17 protein-coding genes are annotated in these 18,221 nt (G+C 70.0%); 5 read left to right on the forward strand and 12 right to left on the reverse strand.

Annotation, left to right across the window (positions count from 1 at the left end; translation table 11 throughout):
• The coding region (locus QZ994_RS20035; protein ID WP_367172304.1) for a lactate utilisation protein LutB domain-containing protein at positions 1–115 on the forward strand (115 nt) is incomplete at its 5' end.
• Here QZ994_RS20035 and QZ994_RS12365 read toward each other — a convergent pair.
• Complete coding sequence (locus QZ994_RS12365) at positions 105–1,082, reverse strand: DMT family transporter (protein ID WP_290871805.1); 978 nt, start codon at positions 1,080–1,082, stop codon at positions 105–107. The genes QZ994_RS20035 and QZ994_RS12365 overlap by 11 nt on opposite strands.
• Before the next feature lie 105 nt (positions 1,083–1,187).
• Between QZ994_RS12365 and QZ994_RS12370 the strand changes: the two genes are divergently transcribed.
• Positions 1,188–2,087, forward strand: coding sequence for a LysR family transcriptional regulator (locus tag QZ994_RS12370; RefSeq protein ID WP_290871807.1), 900 nt, complete (start codon positions 1,188–1,190; stop codon positions 2,085–2,087).
• On the opposite strand, the gene QZ994_RS12375 is transcribed toward QZ994_RS12370, so the two are convergent.
• The 5 genes from QZ994_RS12375 to QZ994_RS12395 form a co-directional block, all read right to left on the reverse strand.
• A complete protein-coding gene (locus QZ994_RS12375; RefSeq protein WP_290871808.1) occupies positions 2,062–3,504 on the reverse strand; it encodes a SulP family inorganic anion transporter in 1,443 nt (480 codons plus the stop codon). The genes QZ994_RS12370 and QZ994_RS12375 overlap by 26 nt on opposite strands.
• Positions 3,505–3,558: 54 nt before the next feature.
• The gene (locus tag QZ994_RS12380) at positions 3,559–3,960 is read right to left on the reverse strand and encodes a heme-binding protein (protein WP_290871810.1); all 402 of its coding nucleotides are present in this window, start codon (positions 3,958–3,960) and stop codon (positions 3,559–3,561) included.
• A gap of 104 nt (positions 3,961–4,064) precedes the next feature.
• A complete protein-coding gene (locus tag QZ994_RS12385) occupies positions 4,065–5,627 on the reverse strand; it encodes a methyl-accepting chemotaxis protein (RefSeq protein ID WP_290871812.1) in 1,563 nt (520 codons plus the stop codon).
• Positions 5,628–5,785: 158 nt separating this feature from the next.
• Positions 5,786–6,526 (reverse strand): dienelactone hydrolase family protein, encoded by a 741-nt coding sequence (locus QZ994_RS12390; RefSeq protein ID WP_290871814.1) that lies wholly within the window; start codon positions 6,524–6,526, stop codon positions 5,786–5,788.
• Positions 6,527–6,570: 44 nt separating this feature from the next.
• A complete protein-coding gene (locus QZ994_RS12395) occupies positions 6,571–7,086 on the reverse strand; it encodes a YbaK/EbsC family protein (protein ID WP_290871816.1) in 516 nt (171 codons plus the stop codon).
• 161 nt (positions 7,087–7,247) lie between these two features.
• Between QZ994_RS12395 and QZ994_RS12400 the strand changes: the two genes are divergently transcribed.
• The gene (locus QZ994_RS12400; RefSeq protein WP_290871818.1) at positions 7,248–9,809 is read left to right on the forward strand and encodes a chemotaxis protein CheW; all 2,562 of its coding nucleotides are present in this window, start codon (positions 7,248–7,250) and stop codon (positions 9,807–9,809) included.
• 51 nt (positions 9,810–9,860) lie between these two features.
• Here the strand turns inward: QZ994_RS12400 and QZ994_RS12405 are convergent, their stop codons facing one another.
• Both QZ994_RS12405 and QZ994_RS12410 read right to left on the reverse strand, forming a co-directional pair.
• Positions 9,861–10,097 (reverse strand): hypothetical protein, encoded by a 237-nt coding sequence (locus QZ994_RS12405; RefSeq protein ID WP_290871820.1) that lies wholly within the window; start codon positions 10,095–10,097, stop codon positions 9,861–9,863.
• 44 nt (positions 10,098–10,141) lie between these two features.
• The gene (locus tag QZ994_RS12410) at positions 10,142–11,695 is read right to left on the reverse strand and encodes a methyl-accepting chemotaxis protein (RefSeq protein ID WP_290871821.1); all 1,554 of its coding nucleotides are present in this window, start codon (positions 11,693–11,695) and stop codon (positions 10,142–10,144) included.
• A 185-nt stretch (positions 11,696–11,880) separates the two neighbouring features.
• On the opposite strand from QZ994_RS12410, the gene QZ994_RS12415 reads away from it, so the two are divergent.
• Positions 11,881–12,165 carry a ParD-like family protein gene (locus QZ994_RS12415; protein WP_290871823.1) on the forward strand — a complete coding sequence of 95 codons (285 nt, stop codon included), beginning with the start codon at positions 11,881–11,883 and terminating at the stop codon, positions 12,163–12,165.
• Complete coding sequence (map, locus tag QZ994_RS12420) at positions 12,165–12,962, forward strand: type I methionyl aminopeptidase (RefSeq protein WP_290871824.1); 798 nt, start codon at positions 12,165–12,167, stop codon at positions 12,960–12,962. Before QZ994_RS12415 ends, map begins: the two co-directional genes overlap by 1 nt.
• Before the next feature lie 15 nt (positions 12,963–12,977).
• Here map and QZ994_RS12425 read toward each other — a convergent pair whose 3' ends face one another.
• From QZ994_RS12425 to QZ994_RS12440, 4 genes are read right to left on the reverse strand one after another with little or no spacing between them, the layout of a single operon-like run.
• Positions 12,978–13,718 carry a DUF2894 domain-containing protein gene (locus QZ994_RS12425; protein WP_290871826.1) on the reverse strand — a complete coding sequence of 247 codons (741 nt, stop codon included), beginning with the start codon at positions 13,716–13,718 and terminating at the stop codon, positions 12,978–12,980.
• Entirely contained in the window at positions 13,718–14,371 is a 654-nt protein-coding gene (locus QZ994_RS12430; protein ID WP_290871828.1) for an OmpA family protein, read from the reverse strand. The genes QZ994_RS12425 and QZ994_RS12430 overlap by 1 nt, the downstream gene beginning before the upstream one ends.
• Positions 14,368–17,331, reverse strand: a complete 2,964-nt coding sequence (locus QZ994_RS12435; protein WP_290871830.1) for a DUF802 domain-containing protein — start codon at positions 17,329–17,331, stop codon at positions 14,368–14,370. Before QZ994_RS12435 ends, QZ994_RS12430 begins: the two co-directional genes overlap by 4 nt.
• Positions 17,328–18,047: a DUF3348 family protein gene (locus tag QZ994_RS12440; protein ID WP_290871831.1), complete on the reverse strand. Its 720-nt coding sequence runs from the start codon at positions 18,045–18,047 to the stop codon at positions 17,328–17,330. The genes QZ994_RS12435 and QZ994_RS12440 overlap by 4 nt, the downstream gene beginning before the upstream one ends.
• Positions 18,048–18,221: the final 174 nt, after the last annotated feature.

An 18,221-nucleotide genomic window follows, 5' to 3' on the forward strand; every position in this document is an offset into this window, starting at 1 on the left:
GCGGGCGCTCAGCCCCCGACGCCAGCTGGGCTGGACGGTGCACCGCATCGCCCTGAAGCCCGCACCGCAGACGCTGCATGAGCGCATGGCGGCGCGGGAGAAGCTCAAGACCTGAGTGGGTGGTGCGTGCCGGAGCGCTCTCCCACGTCCGCCGCCAAAGCCGGCGAGGGCTTGGGGGCAGCGGTGGGGCGGCTCACTTGCCAGACCCCGCACAGCACCAGGGCCGCTCCCGCCAGTTGCGGTGCCGAAATGGGTTCGGCCAGCAGGGCCCAGCCGAAGAAGAGCGTCAGCATCGGGCCCAGGGTGCCGATCAGGGCGGCACGGGCCGAGCCGATGCGGCGCACCGCCGACGATTGCCAGAACACGGGCAACACGGTGGAGAACAGGGCCATGGCCGCACCATAGGCGTAGATGCGAGGCGGTTGCTGCAATGTGCTGAGCGGATGGCTCACGGCGAAGTGCACCAGCGAGGCCATGGCCGATACCGAGATGGCCAGCGCGCTGAAGCGCAGCGAGCCCAGCCGTTTGACAGCGACCTCCGAACCCGCGCTGTAGAGCGCATAAGACACCGCCGAGCCCAGCACCAGGGCGGAGCCGAACACCACCGCCGTGGTGTTGCCCGCCACACCCAGGTCGTGCGCAAAGGCCAGGCCGATGCCCACATAGGAGAGGACCAGGGCCTGAACCTGCCGCCGCTGGAGTGTCTGGCCCAGCAGGAAGACACCCAGCAGGACCGTGATGGTGGGGTAGGTGAAGAGGATCAGGCGCTCGAGGCCCGAAGAGATGAACTGCAGGCCCATGAAGTCGAGGATGCTGGCGCCGTAGTAGCCCAGCAGGCCGAGCAAGGCGAGCAGGCCCCAGTCCTGCCGCTTCAGCGGTGGCGCCTGGCGGTGCATCACCAGCGTGACCCACAGCACCATGGGCAGGGCAAAGCCCATGCGCAGCGTGAGCAGCGTGACCGCGTCAATGGGCGCCACGGCATAGGCCAGCTTCACCAGGATCGCCTTGAAGGAGAAGCCGAAGGCGGCCAGCACGGCCAGTGCGATGCCTGCACGTTCGTCTGACCAGCGCTGCCACGGCATGAGGGTGTCCTTGCTTGTTCTGAGAGGACGAATGCTACGGCACCCAATTCCCCTTTAAAATTGGCCTTTCCGCAAGATTGCGTTCGTCTGAAACGAACGGTGCCCATGCGTTACGACCTGGTGGACCTCAGGCTCTTTGTCGCCATCGCCGAAGTCGGCAACCTCACGCGGGGTGCCGAGCGTGTGCACCTGGCGGCTTCATCGGCCAGTCACCGGGTGCGCCTGCTGGAGGACGCCATCGGCGCCAGCCTGCTGGTCCGCGAGGCACGCGGGGTGCGCCTCACCCAGGCCGGCGAGGCGCTGCTGCGCCATGCCCGCCAGGTGTTCGCGCAGCTGGAGCAGATGCATGCCGACCTCACGCCCTTTGCCCGAGGCGTGCGCGGTCATGTCAGCCTGTGGGCCAACACGCATGCCACCCACACCTTCCTGCCCGACAGCCTGGCCGCTTTCCTGAGGCAGCATCCCCAGGTGAGCATCACGCTGGCCGAACACACCAGCCCCGAGGTGGTGCTGGCCGTGGCCCGGGGCGAGGTGGAAGTGGGCGTGGTGGCAGACCGGGTGGAGGGCGCCGACGTGCAGCTGCTGCCTTACCGCGCCGACACCCTGGTGCTGATCGCCCCGCCCGGGCATCGCCTGGCACGGCGTCGCCGCGTGGCGTTTCAGTCGGTGCTGCAAGAGCCCTTCGTGATGCTGCACGCGGGCTCGGCCATCCACACCTTCACGATGAATGCCGCCGCGGCCTTGGGGCAGCATCTGGAGGTGCGCATCCAGGTGCGCAGCTTCGAGGCGGTGTGCCGCATGGTCAGTGCGGGCGTGGGATTGGGGCTGGTGCCGCGCAGCGCGGTGTCGCAGGCCTTCATGGATGCGGGCATGGCGGTGGTGGCGCTGGACGAAAGCTGGGCCCGGCGCGACCTGCAGGTCTGCATCCGGCGCCGTGAGGCGCTGTCGCCGTTTGCGGCGGCTTTGGTGGACAGCCTGGTCAGCGAGGCACCCCAGCGCGCTTGAGCAACTGCCTGCAGCGCGCCGACAGGTGCACCACCCGCAGGTGTTTGCCCGCCTTGGCGTAGCGCTCCCGCAGCGTCATGAGGGCGGCGATGGCGGAGTGGTCGACAAACTGCAGGTGGGCGCAGTCCAGCGTGACCTCATCGGGGTCCTCGGCCGGGGTGAAGCATTGCAGGAAGGCCGTGACCGAGGCGAAGAACAGGGTACCGTGCACGCGGTAGACCTTGTGGCCATCGGCTTCGGTGTGGGTGTCGGCGTACAGCGAGCGGGCGTGTTGCCAGGCGAAGTTCAGTGCCGCCAGCACGATGCCGCACAGCACGGCGGTGGCCAGGTCGGTGGCCACGGTGATGGCGGTCACCACCCCGATCATCAGCACATCGTTCAGTGGCACCTTGTTGATCACCCGCAGCGAGGCCCAGGCAAAGGTCTGCTGGGCTACCACCAACATCACACCCACCAGCGCGGCCAGGGGGATGCGCTCGATCAGGGGAGAGAGCAGCACGACAAAGAGCAGCACCATCACCCCGGCCACCACGCCCGAGAGTCGCCCCCGTCCTCCTGAGCTGAGGTTGATCACGGTCTGGCCTATCATGGCGCAGCCGCCCATGCCGCCAAACAGTCCCGAGGCGATGTTGGCCAGGCCCAGGGCCAGGCACTCGCGGTCGGGGTGGCCCTGGCTTTCGGTGACCTCGTCGGTGAGGTTGAGCGTGAGCAGGGTTTCGAGCAGGCCCACCATGGCCATCAACCCCGCGTAGGGCGCGATGGTGCGCAGGGTCTCGAAGGTCCAGGGCACGGCGGGCCACTGGAAGGTGGGCAGGCCGCCGGCAATGTGGGCCATGTCGCCCAGGGTGCGGGTGGGCAGGTCCAGGCCAGCGACCAGCAGGCCGACGCCGCCGATGGCCACGAGGGCAGGGGGCACGGCACGCGTCAGGTGCGGCACGAGGTAGACGATGGCCATGGTGAGCGCGACCAGGCCCGCCATCCACCCCAGGGCGGGGCCACTGAGCCAGTGGCCGCCGTGTTGAAAGTGTTCCAGCTGGGCCAGGGCGATGACGATGGCCAGGCCATTGACGAAGCCCAGCATCACCGGGTGCGGCACCATGCGCACCAGCTTGCCCAGCTTCAGCAGGCCGAAGGCGGCCATGATCAGGCCCGACAAGAGCACGGTGGCCAGCAGGTAGGCGGGGCCGTGCTGCACGACCAGGGCCACGATGACCACGGCCATCGAGCCCGCTGCCCCCGAAATCATGCCGGGGCGGCCACCCAAGAGCGCGGTGAGGGTGCAGAGGAAGAAGGCGCCATACAGGCCCATCAGCGGGTGGAGCTGGGCCACCAGGGCGAAGGCGATGCACTCGGGCACCAGCGCAAAGGCGGTGGTGAGCCCGGCCAGCCCCTCGGCCCGCAGGCGTGTGAAATCCATGTCTGACCTTGTCGACCGCTGCGCCTGGACGCAGGCGAACGCGGGGCCGCGATGTTACAGGGCCGCGATGCCGGCCTTGGCAATCTGGGCGTCTTCCGGCGATTTCACGCCGCTCACGCCCACCGCGCCCACACAGTGGCCTTCGACCAGGATGGGCACGCCCCCTTCGAGCATGCCTTCGAGCTTCGGGGCCGACAGGAAGGCCGTGCGGCCGCCGTTGATCATGTCTTCCAAGCCCTTGGTTTCGCGCTTCATGACCGCGGCCGTGTGGGCCTTGGCCTGCGAGATGTGGGGCGAGGCGAGGTTGGCGCCATCGAGGCGCAGGAAGGCCATCAGGTGGCCGCCGTCGTCGCACACGGCGATCGAGACAGCCCAGCTGTTGCGCAGGGCTTCGGCCTCGGCGGCCTGGAGGATGCGGACGGCGTCGGCTTGGGTGAGGGCGGGCTTGGTGATCATGTCGGGAGGTCCGGTTGGGAGCGGTGAAAAGGGGCTGAATCATGGCGCAGGCGCCAAGCCCCCATCCCCAGCATGGACCGTGCCTGCCTGGTGCCCCGCGGCGCTCAGGCCCGGCTGCGCACGCCGTCTTCCGCCAGCTTGAAGACGCTCACCAGCTCGGCCAGCCGGGCGGCCTGGGTGCGCAGGCTTTCGGCGGCGGCGGCGCTTTGCTCCACCAGGGCGGCGTTCTGTTGCGTGACCTGGTCGAGCTGGGCCACGGCCTGCCCGACCTGGTTGATGCCGGTGGACTGCTCGGCCGAGGCCACCGAGATCGCGCCGATCATGGCGGTCACGCGCTGCACCTGGGCCACGATCTCGCGCATGGCCGCACCGGCCTCGTCCACCTGGCGTGAGCCGGCCTCGACCCGGTCGACGCTGTTGCCGATCAGGGCCTTGATCTCGCGGGCGGCCTCGGCGGATCGGCTGGCCAGGGTGCGCACCTCGTTGGACACCACCGCGAAGCCCTTGCCTTGCTCGCCCGCGCGGGCGGCTTCGACCGCGGCATTGAGCGCCAGGATGTTGGTCTGGAAGGCGATGCCGTCGATCACGCCGATGATGTCGGCGATGGTGCGCGAGGAGGCGGAAATCTCGTTCATGGCGCCGACCACCCCGTCGACCAGTTCACCGCCCCGCGCAGCGGCCTGTGAGGCGCTGTCGGCCAGGCGGCGGGCTTCTTCGGCGGTCTCGGCGTTGTGGCGCACCGTGCCTGAGAGTTCTTCCATCGAGGCCGCGGTTTCCTGAAGGTTGCTGGCCTGCGCCTCGGTGCGCTGGCTCAGGTCGGCGTTGCCGGTGGCGATCTGGGAGGAGCCGGTGGCGATGCTGTCGCTGCCCTGGCGCACCTGGCTGACGATGCCTGCCAGGCTGTGTTGCATGCCACCCAGCGAGGCCAGCACGCTGCCCGCGGGGGCGCGGTGGGCGTCTGGCAGCGGGCTGAGGTCGCCTGCGGCCACGCGGCGAGCCACCTCGCCCAGGGCCTCGGGCTCGGCGCCCAGGGCGGTGTTCAGGCGGCGCACCAGCAGCCAGGTGGCGGCGCCACCGGTGGCCAGCATCAGCAGGGTCAGGCTGCCCAGCAGGATGACGAAACGGCTTGCGGTCGTGATCGCCTGGTTGGCTGCCTCGTGGGCCAGCCGGCGTTGCATGTCGCGGGAGGCGTCCACGGCCTTGAAGATGAGGTCCTGCTTGGCTTGCACCTCCGTGAGCATCAGGTGCGTGGCCACGCCGGTCAGGCCCTGTTTGTCCTGGTCCAGGGCTTCGAACAGCTTGACGCTGAAGGCGGCGCGGGCGTCGTTGAGTTGCTGGAGCAGGGCGCGCCCTTCGGGCAGGTGGACGGACTTGTCCAGCTCGGCCAGCACCTGGTCGTCGTGGGCCTTCGAGGCGCCGATCTGCTTGATCAGGCCCTCTTCATAATCCGTGTCGCTGCTCAGCAGGATGTTGCGGGTCAGGACCGACACATTCAGAAGCGTGTCCTTCAGGGCGGTGAACTGCTCGACCTTGAGCATGCGGTTGTTGGCGATGACCTCCAGCTCTTCGGCCTGCTGTTTCATCTGCCAGGTGGCCAGCCCCGCCACGATGACGCCGATCCCCGTCACGGTGCCAAAGCCCGCGATCAGCCGAGTGGCCACTTTCATGCCTGCATCCTTTGTGTTCCGGTGACAGGGGCCACGATGGCCACGTTCTCACCCCGACAAAGCTTGCCGGATGTGGCGCGCGCGCAATCCGCCAAAAAACGGCTGAGTCACCCGATTGACTTGCGGGCTGGCCGGGGCGGGCGCGCGAAAGCGGCGTCTCAGCCCAGCGCCTTCCGGAAGAAGGCGATGGCCTCGGCCCAGGCCAGGTCGCTGGCTTCGGGGTCGTGGCGGGGGCCTTCGTCGCGCATGAAGGCGTGTTCGGCCTGGTAGCTGCGGCGCTGGAAGGCCACGCCGGCCTGGCCCAGGCTGCTTTCGATCAGGGCGCGGGCCTCGGGCGGGATGTGGGGGTCCTGCTCGCCCCACACGAGCAGCAGCTGGCCGCCGATCTCACCCAGGCGCTGCAGGGTGCCCGCGTCGGCATCGGCGCCCAGCCGGCCGTTGTGCACGCCAGTGGCGTAGAAGCAGGTGGTGGCCTTCACCTCGGGCTGCAGGGCCGCGCGCAGGGCCAGGTGGCCACCCAGGCAGAAGCCGGCGGCGCCCAGGCGGGCGGGGTCGACCCCGGGCTGCTGCGCCAGGAAGGCGAGCGCGGCGCGAGCGTCGGCATCGAAATGGGCCACGGGCGTGCGGGCGGCGTTGTCCAGGCCGCGGGTGCGCCCGGCGTCGTCAAAGGGGATGACGCTGCCCAGCGGCTCGGTGCGGCTGTAGATCTCGGGGGCCAGCACCGTGAAGCCATGGCCGGCCAGGCGCACGCAGGCGCGCAGCATCGAGCCGGACAACTGGAAGATGTCCGAATAGAAGACGATGCCTGGCGTGGGGGCGCTGGTGACGGGCTCGACCAGGAAGCAGCGGGTGGTGACGTCGTCTTGCTGCAGGTCGACGTAGCGGGTCTTCACGATCATGGGGAGGCTTTCGGCAGAAAAGGGGAGGAGGCCCGCGGCGAGGCTCAGGCCTCGTTCACGGCGGTCACATCGGTCACGGGGGCCTGGGTCCAGGCGGCGAGGTCGGCCAGGGTCAGGCGGAAGACGCTGTGCGGGTGGCCGGCCGCGGCCCAGATCTCGTCGAAACGGCCCAGGCTTTCGTCGATCAGCATCAATGGCTTTTCGGCATGGGCCAGGGGCGAGACGCCTCCGATGGTGAAGCCGGTGCGGGCCTTCACGAACGAAGCGGGCGCACGCCCCAGCGACTGGCCTTCACCGCAGACCAGGGCCTGCACCTTGGCCTCGTCGACCCGGCGGTCGCCTGAGGCCACGACCAGCACGGCCACCGCATCGGGCAGGCGCTGGAAGACGATGCTCTTGGCGATCTGGCCCAGGCCCACGCCCAGGGCGTCGGCAGCCTGCTGCGCGGTGCGGGCGGCGTCGTCGAGCATCACCGGCAGATGGGGGTGCCCCAGGGTCTGGAGCAGGGTGGCCACGCGGCGCACGCCGTCGGGCAGGGATTGGAGTTCGGCACCACACATGCCGACGATTATGGCGGGCGTAAACGCACAAAAGCCCTGTGGTTCGTGGCTCAAATCACGGTTTGGCTGGACTGCTGCAGCGCAACACTGCACAGTGTCTGTCGAGCGCAGCAGTACGGGCCTTGCGCGCACGCCCCCTCTTGGGCGCCAGGGTCCGGGCCATGACAGTCCACCTCACCACGGCGTTGCGCCGTCATGCCCTCATGCCCCCTCCCACGCAGCCCCTCGCCCGCGCCACGAACCACGACGACTACCTCTCCTGCATGCGCGATGTGGCCCGCTGCGAAGCGTCCCTGCGCGAGCTCAACCTGATGTGGGGCCTGATCGAGGCTTCGGCGCGCATGAACTGCCCGCAGGACGCCCGCGCCATCCTGCCGACCATGGCCGCCACCCGCAGCCAGTTTGCGCAGATGGAGAAGGACCTCGTGGCCAGCCTGGTGCACGAGAAGCTGCAGAACGCGCTGGGTGAAATCCAGACCCGTGCCGCCTACGTGATCGACATCGTGGTGCGCAACCTCTACGAGCGCACCGCCGACGTCGGCTTTCTCGCGACCGACCCGGTGCTCTGCGCGCTGCTGGCCGACCCGGTGCGCGACAACGGTCCGGTGTTTCGCCGCCTGATCGAGTACCGCAGCAAGTACACCGTGTACGACGAGATCCTGGTGCTCGACGCCCAGGGCATGGTGCTGGCCCAGACCGACACGACCTCACCCGTCGAGTTCAGCCGCGACCCGCTGGTGGCGCAGACCCTGGCGGGCAGCGGCTGGGTCGAGACCTTCCGCCGCAGCGACCTGCGTCCGCAGGCCAGCCAGGCTCTGCTTTACTCGCAGCGCATGCGCGGCCCGGGTGGCGAAAGCGGCCTGCTGTGCATGAGCTTCCAGTTCAGCCAGGAGATGGCGGGCATCTTCCAGACCCACGGGGACCCGAGTGGCCGCAGCGTGATGATGGTGCTCGACGCCAGCCACCGCGTCATCGCCAGCTCCGACGAGGCCTGGATGCCGCTGGGCATCACCGTGCCCACCAACCTGGGGCAGACGCCCACCGCGTTCGTGCACCAGGGCCGGCGCTACCTGGTCGCGACCCGCGCGGCCAGCGGCTACCAGGGCTACCCGGGGCCGCAAGGCTGGCTGGGCCAGGTCATGATCCCGCTGGAGGTGGCCTTTGGCCAGCAGGGCGGTGACCGTGGCCTCGACCCGCAGCTGCTGCAGGGCCTGCTCTCGCACGCCGACACCTTCTGCCCGCCGTTGCACGACATCATGGTGGCCAGCGACCGCATCCAGCGCATCGTGTGGAACGGCCAGGTCATGACGGCCGGCAGCGACCGCGACATGTCCAAGCTCAAGACCGTGCTGGACCAGATCAACGACACGGGCCACCGCAGTCGACAGCTCTTTCGCGACGCCATCAACGAGCTCTACCAGACCGTGCTGGGCACCAGCATGACCGAGGCCGGCTTCAACGCCCGCCTGCTGGTCGACCTGCTGGACCGCAACCTCTACGAGCGCGCCGACGACTGCCGCTGGTGGGCGCTGAACCCCGTGCTGCGCGCGGGCCTGGCCCAGACCGATGCGGCCGGGGGCAGCGTCCTCTCGGCCGTGCAGGCCATGCAGGCGGTGCTGCAGCACATCAACGGGCTCTACACGGTCTACACCCGCATCGTGGTCTACGACCGCCAGGGCGCCATCGTGGCCGGCAGCGGCGCGGCCTTGCCTCCCGGTGCGCGCATCGCCCCCGAGACGCTCAAGCAGGTGCTGGCCCTGGGCGACACCCAGCGCTACCACGTCGAGCCCTTTGCGCCGCACGACTTCTACGAGGGCGCGCCCACCTGGGTCTACCACGCGGCCATCCGCCACCCGGACGAACCGGGCCGCGTGCTCGGAGGCATCGGCCTGGTGTTCGACAGCGGGCCCGAGCTGCTGGCCATGCTGCAGGGCGTGGTCGGTGAGCGTGCCGACACCCACGCGATCTTCCTCTCGCCCGGCGGCGAGGTGCTGGCCAGCACCTGCCCGCGTCTGGCCGTGGGCGAGCCCTGGTCGCCGCCCGAGGCCCTGCGCCAGGTGCCGCGCGGCGATTTCCGCAGCCATGTGGGCGTCTACCGGGGCCAGTACGCGGTGATGGCCGCGTCCACCTCGGCCGGCTACCGCGAGTTCAAGCGCAGCGACGGGCACGACGACGAGGTCGTGGCCGTGGTCATCCGCCTCTTTGGCGAGGTGCGCGATGCCGACCTGGCCGGCGCCCGCCAGGACGCCCTGATCGAGCGCCGTCAGGACGAAGGCCCGACCCGCGAGTTCGCCACCTTCATCGTGGGTGGCCAGGTCATGGCCCTGGCCGCGCGCCATGTGCTGGAGGCCGTGCCCGCCAGCGACCTGCGGCGCACCGCCGTGGGCCAGGCCAGCCTGCAGATCGGCATGGTGCGGCGACAGGCCGATGGGCAGAGCGCCTATGTGTGGGTTTACGACCTGGCGCGGGCCCTGGCCCTGCCCAGCGCGGTGCCGGACACCGAGCGCCAGATCCTGATCGTGCAGGTGAACGACCACGCCTTTGGCCTGCTGGTCGACGACCTGCACGCCGTGGCCGAGTTCCCTGAAGCCGACATCGTGCCCAGCCCGCTCAATGCCTGGGGCGATGCGCTGGTGGGGCAGATCATCCGCGCCAACCAGGGCCGCCTGAGCATCCAGGTGCTCGACAGCGCCCGTGTGCAGGCCCTGGCCCTGGGCGGCTGAAGCCGGGGCGCGGCTGAGACGCCGCAGCGATCCCCCGCAATCCCGCTTGACTCAGCAGCGGCCCGAGCGGCGGCTGCGCGGCTGCAGCTTGTCGAGTTCGGTGATCTGCTGCTTGAGCAGCAGCATCAGGGTGCGGGCATCGTCCACCGGCAGCGAGAGGCAGCTGGTCAGCGTGCCTTCATCGCGGGCCGGACGCGGCAGCACCAGCAGCTCGGCGCCGATCTCGATCAGGCCCTTGTTGTGGCGGGCCGATTTCAGGCGCTGGATTTCGATGTCGTAGGTTTTCATGTCGGGCCTCGTGGCAATTGGCGTGAGGCGCGATTGTCAGGCCTTCAGGCCAGTTTGAAGGCGCTCACGGCCTGGACCATGGCCGTGCTTTGCTGGCGCATGCTCTCGGCCGCGGCGGCGGCCTCTTCCACCAGGGCCGCGTTGCGCTGCGTGACCTGGTCCATCTGGTTCAGGGCCTCGCCCACCAGCTGCACGCCGCTGGCCTGCTCGGCATTGGCGTGGGTGATCTCGTCGACCACCTGCGTGACCCGCCCGATGGCCGCGGCGATCTCGTTGACCGAGCGGCTGGCCTGCTCGACCAGCTGGTTGCCCGCGTCGACCCGCTCGCTGCTGTCGAGGATGAGCTGCTTGATCTCGCGGGCGGCCCCGGCGCTGCGCTGCGCCAGGGTGCGCACCTCGGTGGCGACCACCGCAAAGCCGCGTCCCTGCTCACCGGCGCGGGCGGCTTCCACCGCCGCGTTCAGCGCGAGGATGTTGGTCTGGAAGGCGATGCCGTCGATCACGTTGATGATCTCGCTGATGCGGCGGCTGCTGTCGCTGATGCCGTGCATGGTGCTCACCACCTGCTGGAAGACCTGGTTGCCGTCTCGGGCCACGGTGCCGGCATCGCGGGCGAGGCTGGAGGCCTGGCGGGCGTGTTCGGCCGTCTGCTGCACGGTGCTGCCCAGCTGGTTCATGGTGGCGGCGGTTTCCTGCAGGGAGGCGGCCTGTTCTTCGGTGCGCTGGCTGAGGTCGGCGTTGCCCGCGGCGATCTGGGCGCTGGCCCCGGCCACCGAATCGCTGCTCACGCTCACCACGCTCACCATCTGGCGCAGGCCCTGCTGCATGGCGTGCAGCGCGGCCATGAGGCTGTCCTGGTCGCGCGGGCCGACCTGGATCGGCGTGCTCAGGTTGCCCTGGGCGATCTGGCGGGCCAGCTGCACGGCCTCGACCGGCTCGCCTCCCAGCAGGCCCTTCACGTTGCGCAGGATGGCCACGGCCAGCGCGCTGGCCAGGATCACGCCGATCAGGCTCAGGCCGATGACCCAGCCGCGGGCCTGCTCGTAACTGTGGGCGGCGTGGCTGGCGGCGGCCGAGGCCCCCGAGGCATTGGTGGCGATGGCCTTTTGCACCACCGACTCGTAAGCCTTGAAGGCGTCACGTGAGTCCTTGCGCAGCATGTCGACCACCTTCTCGGTCTGGCCCTGGTGGGCGAATGCCAGCAGGCGTTTTTCGGCGGCCAGGTAGGCGTCGCGGCTCTGGCGCATGGCGTCGAACAGCTGGCGCTCTTCGTCGCTGCTGATCAGCTTTTCGTAGATGGCCTCGTCGCGTCGCAGCTCGTCCCACGCCACGGCCAGCTTCTGCTCGTTCTCCTTCAACTCGGCCGCATTGCGTGCCAGCGGCTCCATCAGTTCGATGCGGCGGATCTTGCCCGCCGAGGCCTCGACCTTGCCCAGGGCCTCGACGCTGGGCAGCCAGTTGGTGGCGATGTCGTCGGTGTCGTGGTTGACCCGGGTCAGTTCCATCATGCCCACGGCGCCGATCGTGAGGGCGATGGCAATGACCGTGGCGAAGGCCCAGGTCAGCTGGGTCGACAAACGAAGCGTGGAGGGTTTCATGGCCTGATGTGCATCGGAGGGGGTTACTCGGCTTGACAAATGCTCTTCGGTTTCTGTCAAAGGCAACTTGACATCGGCTTTTTGGACGATGCGCGACAGATGCCCGCTGCGCCCGCGACTCCCGTGGGCCTCCAGCTGGCATCGGTTAATATATGGAACGTATATGTTTCGTATGTGGGTGAGCCATGGGCCTTGTGAAGATTTCCGACCGCACGCATGAAAAGCTGCGCCTCAGCAGCGAGGCCCTGAGCCGCTCCATCAACGCCCAGGCCGAGCACTGGCTGCGCGTGGGCATGCTGGCCGAGCTCAACCCCGGCCTCACCTATGGCGAGATCCTGTCCTTGCTCTTCAAGGAAGCGCAGGGCCAGGCCGCAGGGGAGGGCGGGGGCGACGCCCTGCACAGCGCGGCCGTGAACCAGGCGCTGAACCTGGCTGGCAACGAGGCCGGTTTCCTGGCGAGGCGCGCGTGATGGCCAAGGGAGAAGTCACCCTCAAGTCGCCCGAAGACATGGTCAAGGTGCGCGAGGCCGCGCGCCTGGCCGCCGACGTGCTGCGCATGATCGGCCCGCACGTCAAGGCCGGTGTCAGCACCGACGAGCTGGACCAGCTCTGCCACGACCACATCGTCAATGTGCTGGGGGCCATCCCGGCCAACATCGGGTACCACGGCTACCCCAAGACGATCTGCGCCTCGGTCAACCACGTGATCTGCCATGGCATCCCGTCCGACAAGAAGCTGAAGGAAGGCGACATCGTCAACATCGACGTGGCCCTCATCAAGGATGGCTGGTTCGGTGACACCAGCCGCATGTACTTCGTGGGCCAGCCCAGCATCCTGGCCAAGCGCCTGGTGCGCACGACCTACGAGGCCATGTGCGCCGGCATCCGCAAGGTCAAGCCAGGCGCGACCCTGGGCGACGTGGGCCATGCCATCCAGAGCGTGGCCCTGCGCGAGGGCTTCAGCGTGGTGCGCGAGTACTGCGGACACGGCATCGGCCAGATCTACCACGACGAGCCCCAGGTGCTGCATTACGGCCGCCCCGGCCAGGGCCTGAAGCTGGTGCCGGGCATGGTCTTCACCATCGAGCCCATGGTCAACGCGGGCCGGCCCGAGACCAAGGAGCTGGCCGATGGCTGGACGGTGGTCACCAAGGACCGCTCGCTCTCGGCCCAGTGGGAGCACATGGTCGCTGTGACCGAAACCGGTGTCGAGGTGCTGACATCCTGGCCCGATGGGCTGGGCGATTACCCCGCCGTCCTGGGGTGACGGGGCGCCCTCGGCTCAGCCCTTGGCCTTGCCGCCTCGGCCGGCCTTGGCGCTGGGGGCCGTGGGTTTCTGGTTGACCTGGTCCAGCCAGAGCAGGGCGTCGAGCTGCGACATGAAGCGCTGCAGGTAGGCCGGCGAGAGGCCGCGCATCAGCTCCAGCGAGCGCAGCACCAGCATGTGCGAGTTCAGCGGCCCGGCGTTGTCGGGGGCGCGGCCAATGGCCTTGTCGATCTCGTCTTCGGCCGAGATGCGCACCCAGGTGTCCCGGAAGCGCTGCAGGCTCTTCATCTCGGCGCGTTCGCCCGCGGCCGGAGCTGCCATGGGCAGGCCCCCTTCCGAGGCCTGGCGCAGGGCCTGCTGGATGTGCTGGTTCAGGGCCTGCAGGGGCAGGCAGGGGCGGGGCATCAGCTCGGCGCGCAGGGCCAGGCGGTGCAGGCCGGTGTGATCGGCCGCGGCCTGCAGGCGGCGGGCTTCGCGGGCCAGCTCGGGTTGTTGCTGCAGGGCGGCCTGCACGCGGCTGGCGCCTGCTTCCCGGGCCTGGGCGACGCGCGCGGCGTGCCGCTGCATGGCCAGGGCGAGGCGCGGCCGCAGCACGGCCTGCACGGCCGGGGGCTGCGAGGGCAGGCGCTTGAGCAGGGCCTCGATGTGCGCCCAGCCCATGGGGTCGAGCAGGGCGTGGCCCTGTTCGCGCCAGCCGGCCAGGGTCTGGCGGGCGGCGTCCAGTTCAGCGCTCACAGCGGTGTGCATGGCTGGCATCACGGGCGCGGTGGGGCGGCCTTGGGCACGGGCGCCATCTCGACGCGGCGGTTGAGGGCGCGGCCGTCTTCGTTGGCGTTGCTGGCCACGGGCTGCTCGGCGCCAAAGGCCGCGGCGAACACGCGGTCGGTGGGCATGCCCTCGGCGATCAGGGCGCGGGTCACGGTCAGGGCGCGTTGGGCCGAGAGCTCGAGGTTGTCGGTGTAGCGCTGCTGGCCGTTTTGCTGGATGGGCTTGTCGTCGGTGAAGCCGCTCACCATCAGCATTTCCTGGCGCTCGCCCAGGTAGACCTTGAGGGGCGGCACCAGGCTTTGCAGCAGCTGGCGGCCTTCGGGGCGCAGGGCGTCGGAGTTGAAGGGGAACAGCACGCTGCCGCTGATGCCGATGCGGCCTTCGACCAGGGTCACGCGGCCACTCTTGAGGGGCACGGCCAGGGCCTTTTCCAGCGCCATGCGCTGCCGCTCGGCGGCTTCGCGCTTCTTGACCTCGGCCTGCAGGTGGCTGACCAGGTCCATCTGCACCACCAGCACCCCCACCAGGATCAGCACGAAGGCGCCAAGCAGGCCGGCCATCAGGTCACCGAAGGCGGCCCAGACGGGTGCGGTCTGTTCCAGGCCGTCGTCGTTCTCCATGTGGTCATCGAAGGCGCTCATCCGGCGGCCCCTTCGCTGGCCTGTTGCGCATGCAGGTTGCCACGCAGCAGGCGCAGGTCTTCGACGATGCCTTGCTGCGCGCTGATGCTGAGGTCGATCACCTCACGGGCCTGGGCCACGTAGTAGGCCAGTTGCTCGTCGCTGCGGGCGATGCTTTGCTGGATGGCGCTGTCGATGCGCTGCAGGCTTTCGACCAGGCGCTCGTTGCCGCCCTGGAAGGCCTGCATGCCCTGCTGGAAGGCTTCGCCCAGGCTGGCCAGGTCGACCGCGCTGCCAGCCACCAGGGCGGTGGCCTCGCTGGCCTGGCGGGCCTGGTCGGACAGGGTGTCGGCGTGGCGGGCGGCGGCCTCGTCCAGCATGTGGCGGGCGGCCTGGCTCAGCTGCGCGATGGCGGCCTGTTGCGCGCCAGTGCCTTCCTGCACGGCCTGCAGCAGCGTGTGCAGTTGCGCCATCAGGGCCTGGCGTTCGGCCAGGGTCTGCTGGTCGCGCTCGCCCAGGCGGGCCGTTTCCTGGCGCAGTTCGGTGAGCACCGCGGCGGCGGCCTGGGGCACGTCGGCGGCGGTCTGCATCAGGCGGGTCATGGGCGCTTCGAGGGCGCTGCCCAGGGTGGCGAGCTGCGTCGCCAGGGCGGCCTGCAGTTCACCCAGGCGGGCCACGGCGGTCTCGCCGCGCTGGGCTTCGTCCGCACGCAGGGCGGCCAGTTCCTGGCGCCAGACACCGGCCAGCTGGTCCATGCGCTGGCCTTGCTGCGCCACCCACTGGCTTTCCGATTCGAGGCGCGATCGCACCAGCGTTTCCGACTGGTTCAGCAGCGTGGCGATGCCGTCGAGCTGGGCGCTGGCCTGGGCGCTGACGCGGGTGGTGATCTCGCTGGCGGTCTTTTCCAGCGCGAGGCAGACGGCCTCCTGCTGGCTCAGGGTCTGCGAGCCCACGCGGGCCCATTCGGCCTGCAGGGCCGATGCCATGGCATCGAGCTTGGCCTGCCAGGCTTGCAGGCGGGCCTGGTCGCCCTCGGCCTGGGCAGTCTGGGTGCGGGCCAGGGTCTGGTGCAGGGTGTCGAGGTGGCCGGTGAGGGTGGTTTGCAGGCTGGCGAGGCGGGCCACGGCGGCCTCGCCCCGGCCGGCTTCTTCCTGGCGCAAGGCGGCCAGTTCGCTGCGCCAGACGCCAGCGAGCTGGTCCATGCGGGCGCCTTGTTCGGCCACCCAGCGGCTTTCGGATTCCAGGCGCGAGCGCACCAGCCCTTCGGACTGGTCGAGCAGGCGGGTGATGTCGTCGAGCTGGCGCGTGGCCTGGGCGCTGACGCGCTCGGTGATCTCGGCGGCGGTCTGCTCCAGGGCGAGGCAGACGGCGCGCTGCTGCTCCAGCGTCTGCGTGCTCGATTGCTGCCACTCACGGTGCAGGGTGGCGCCCAGGGTTTCAAGCTGGCTCGACCAGGCGCTGAGGCGCTGCTGGTCGGCCGCGGCCTGGGTGGCCTGGTTCTCGGCCAGGGACTGCTGCAGGGTGTGGATATGGGCGTCCATGCGCTGGCGCTGATCGGCCTGCCAGCGGGCTTCGGCCTCGCTGCGGGCGGCCACCAGCGCGTCGGCCTGTTGCAGCAGGGCGCGCATCTGCTCGAGCACCTGGCGGGTGTCCTCGCTGCTGCGTTCGGTGATCTGGCGGGCGGCCTGCGCGATGTCGGCGCACACGGCCTCTTGCTGCGCCAGGTTCTGGGCGCCGGCCTGCTGCCAGGCCTGGCGCAGGGCCTCGGCCTGGGCGTCGAGTTGGCGGGTCCAGGCGGCCAGGCGTTCGGCGTCGGCCGCGGCCTGGTCGGCGCGGGTCTGGGCCAGGCTCTGGCCCACGGTGTCGAGCAGGCTGTGGCTGCGCTGGGCAAAGGCCTCGCTGAAGCCGTTGAGGTGGCGGGCCAGGCCGTCCACCAGTTGGGCGTTGGTCTGGGCCTGGGCCTGCTGGGCCTGGGTCCAGCCGGTGCCCAATTGCGCGGCGGTGTCGCCAAAGCGGCGGGCCACCTCGTCGAGCTGGCCGCGGGTGCTGTCGCTCAGGCGCTGGTGGGCCAGGGCCGATTCGGCCGAGATGGCTTCCATCGCGTTGCGCACCACCGGGGTCAGGCTTTCGCTGGCGGCCTGGGTGCTGGCGCGCAGGCTGTCGCTCAGGGCGCGGCCCACGTTCTGGGCCAGGTCGGTGTAGACGGTGGCGGCGTCGCGGTGGAACTGGGCCTGCTGGCCGAGCAGCTGTTCATTGAGCTGCTGGCTGCGGCGCTCCAGGCCGTCCATCAGGGCCTGCAGGCGTTCGGCCACGGCGGGCAGGGCCTGCGATTGGGCCTGGATGGCCTCGAAGGTGGCCTGGCGTTGCTGCGCCAGCGAGAAGGGGCGCAGGCTGGTGGCGATGCGGGCATCCAGCTCGCGGGACACGGCCATGCGTTCGCGGCGGCTGAGCGCCGAGACCAGGCCGAGCACGGCCGAGGCGGCCACACCGGCCACCGAGGTGCCAAACGACAGGCCCAGGCCCTTGATGGGCGCGGCCAGGGCGGCGCGGATGGCCTGCAGATCGGTCGAGCCTTCGAGCGCGAAGACCGCGCCCTTGAAGGTCAGCACCATGCCCAGGAAGGTGCCCAGCATGCCCAGCATGACCAGCAGGCCGATCAGGTAGGGCGTGAGCGCCGGGCCGGGCAGGCCGGCACGCTGCCCTTCGATGCGCAGGCGCACGGGCTGGCGCAGGGAGGCCGGCACGCGGGCCAGCCAGGGGCCGAGTTCGTCCAGGGTGTCGGGCAGTTCGGCCATGGCCTGGGCGAGGCCTGCGGTGGCCTGGCGGAAGCGGTGCAGCTCCAGCCCGCCCAGCAGGTAGACGCCGGCGATCAGGGCCGTCATGGCCAGGGGCAGGGCGCCGCCGCCCACAAAGCCCCAGGCCACCCAGGCCACGGCCAGCAGGCCCAGGGTGAAGGCGGCGTTGAAAACGAGCCTGTTCATGTTGTGGTTTCTTCCTCTGAGTTCATGGCGTCCACCAGCCCTTGCAGGGGCAGGAGACGGTGTGTGAGTTCGGCGCCGAGCACGGCCTGCCAGGTCTGGCTGAAATCGGCCAGCCAGGCCGGCACCACGCCGGCGGGTGTCGTCTCGGCGGGTGTCACGTCGGCAGGGTTCTGGCTGGCGCGGCGCAGCTGTTCAAAGCGCTTTTCCAGAAAGACGGGCACCAGGCCCAGCAGCTTCTGCTCGCGCGGGCCCAGGGTCTGTTCCATCACGGCGTCGAGGGTGGCCAGGTGGCGCATCGGTGCCGAGACGCGCGCCATGGCCTGGCGGAACTGCGCGCGCAGGGGCGTGGCCTTGAGCTCCATCTGGCGCTGCAGGTCGAGGTGGCGCTTGCGCGCCGTGCCGTAGCCCGAAGCGAGTTCTTCGCGGTCCTGCAGCAGGCCCAGGGTGTCGTGGGCGATGGCCTGGGTGAACTGGGCTTCCAGGGCGCGCAGGGCCTCGCTCAGGCGGGTGGCCAGCTCGTGGCGCGGCAGGGCCCCGGCGCGGCTGGGCGCGGCCGGTGGCAAGGGCTGCAGCACGGCGTGCAGGCGCACCGTGTCGGCGGCGTTCAGCCACAGGCTCATCCGCTGGGCGAAGTCCTGCCGGGAGGCGTTGGCCTCCAGCAAGGTGGTGTCGGCAAGCAGGCGGACGAGGCGGGAGCGATGGAAGTGCTTGCTCAAGGGGCGGGCGCGCGCGGAAAAAGGGCGAAGTCTAAACCGCCCTGCGCGGGGCGCTATGGGTGGCCTGGGTGGGCCTGCAGCAGCGCCTTGGCCGCTTCGATGCGCTGGGCCAGCGCCACCGAGGGGTCTTGCACCACGCCGAGCAGGAAGGCCAGGGCGGTGCGCTGGGCGGTG

Origin of the sequence: Aquabacterium sp. (assembly GCF_021768455.1) — a bacterium.
Classification (GTDB): domain Bacteria; phylum Pseudomonadota; class Gammaproteobacteria; order Burkholderiales; family Burkholderiaceae_C; genus Aquabacterium.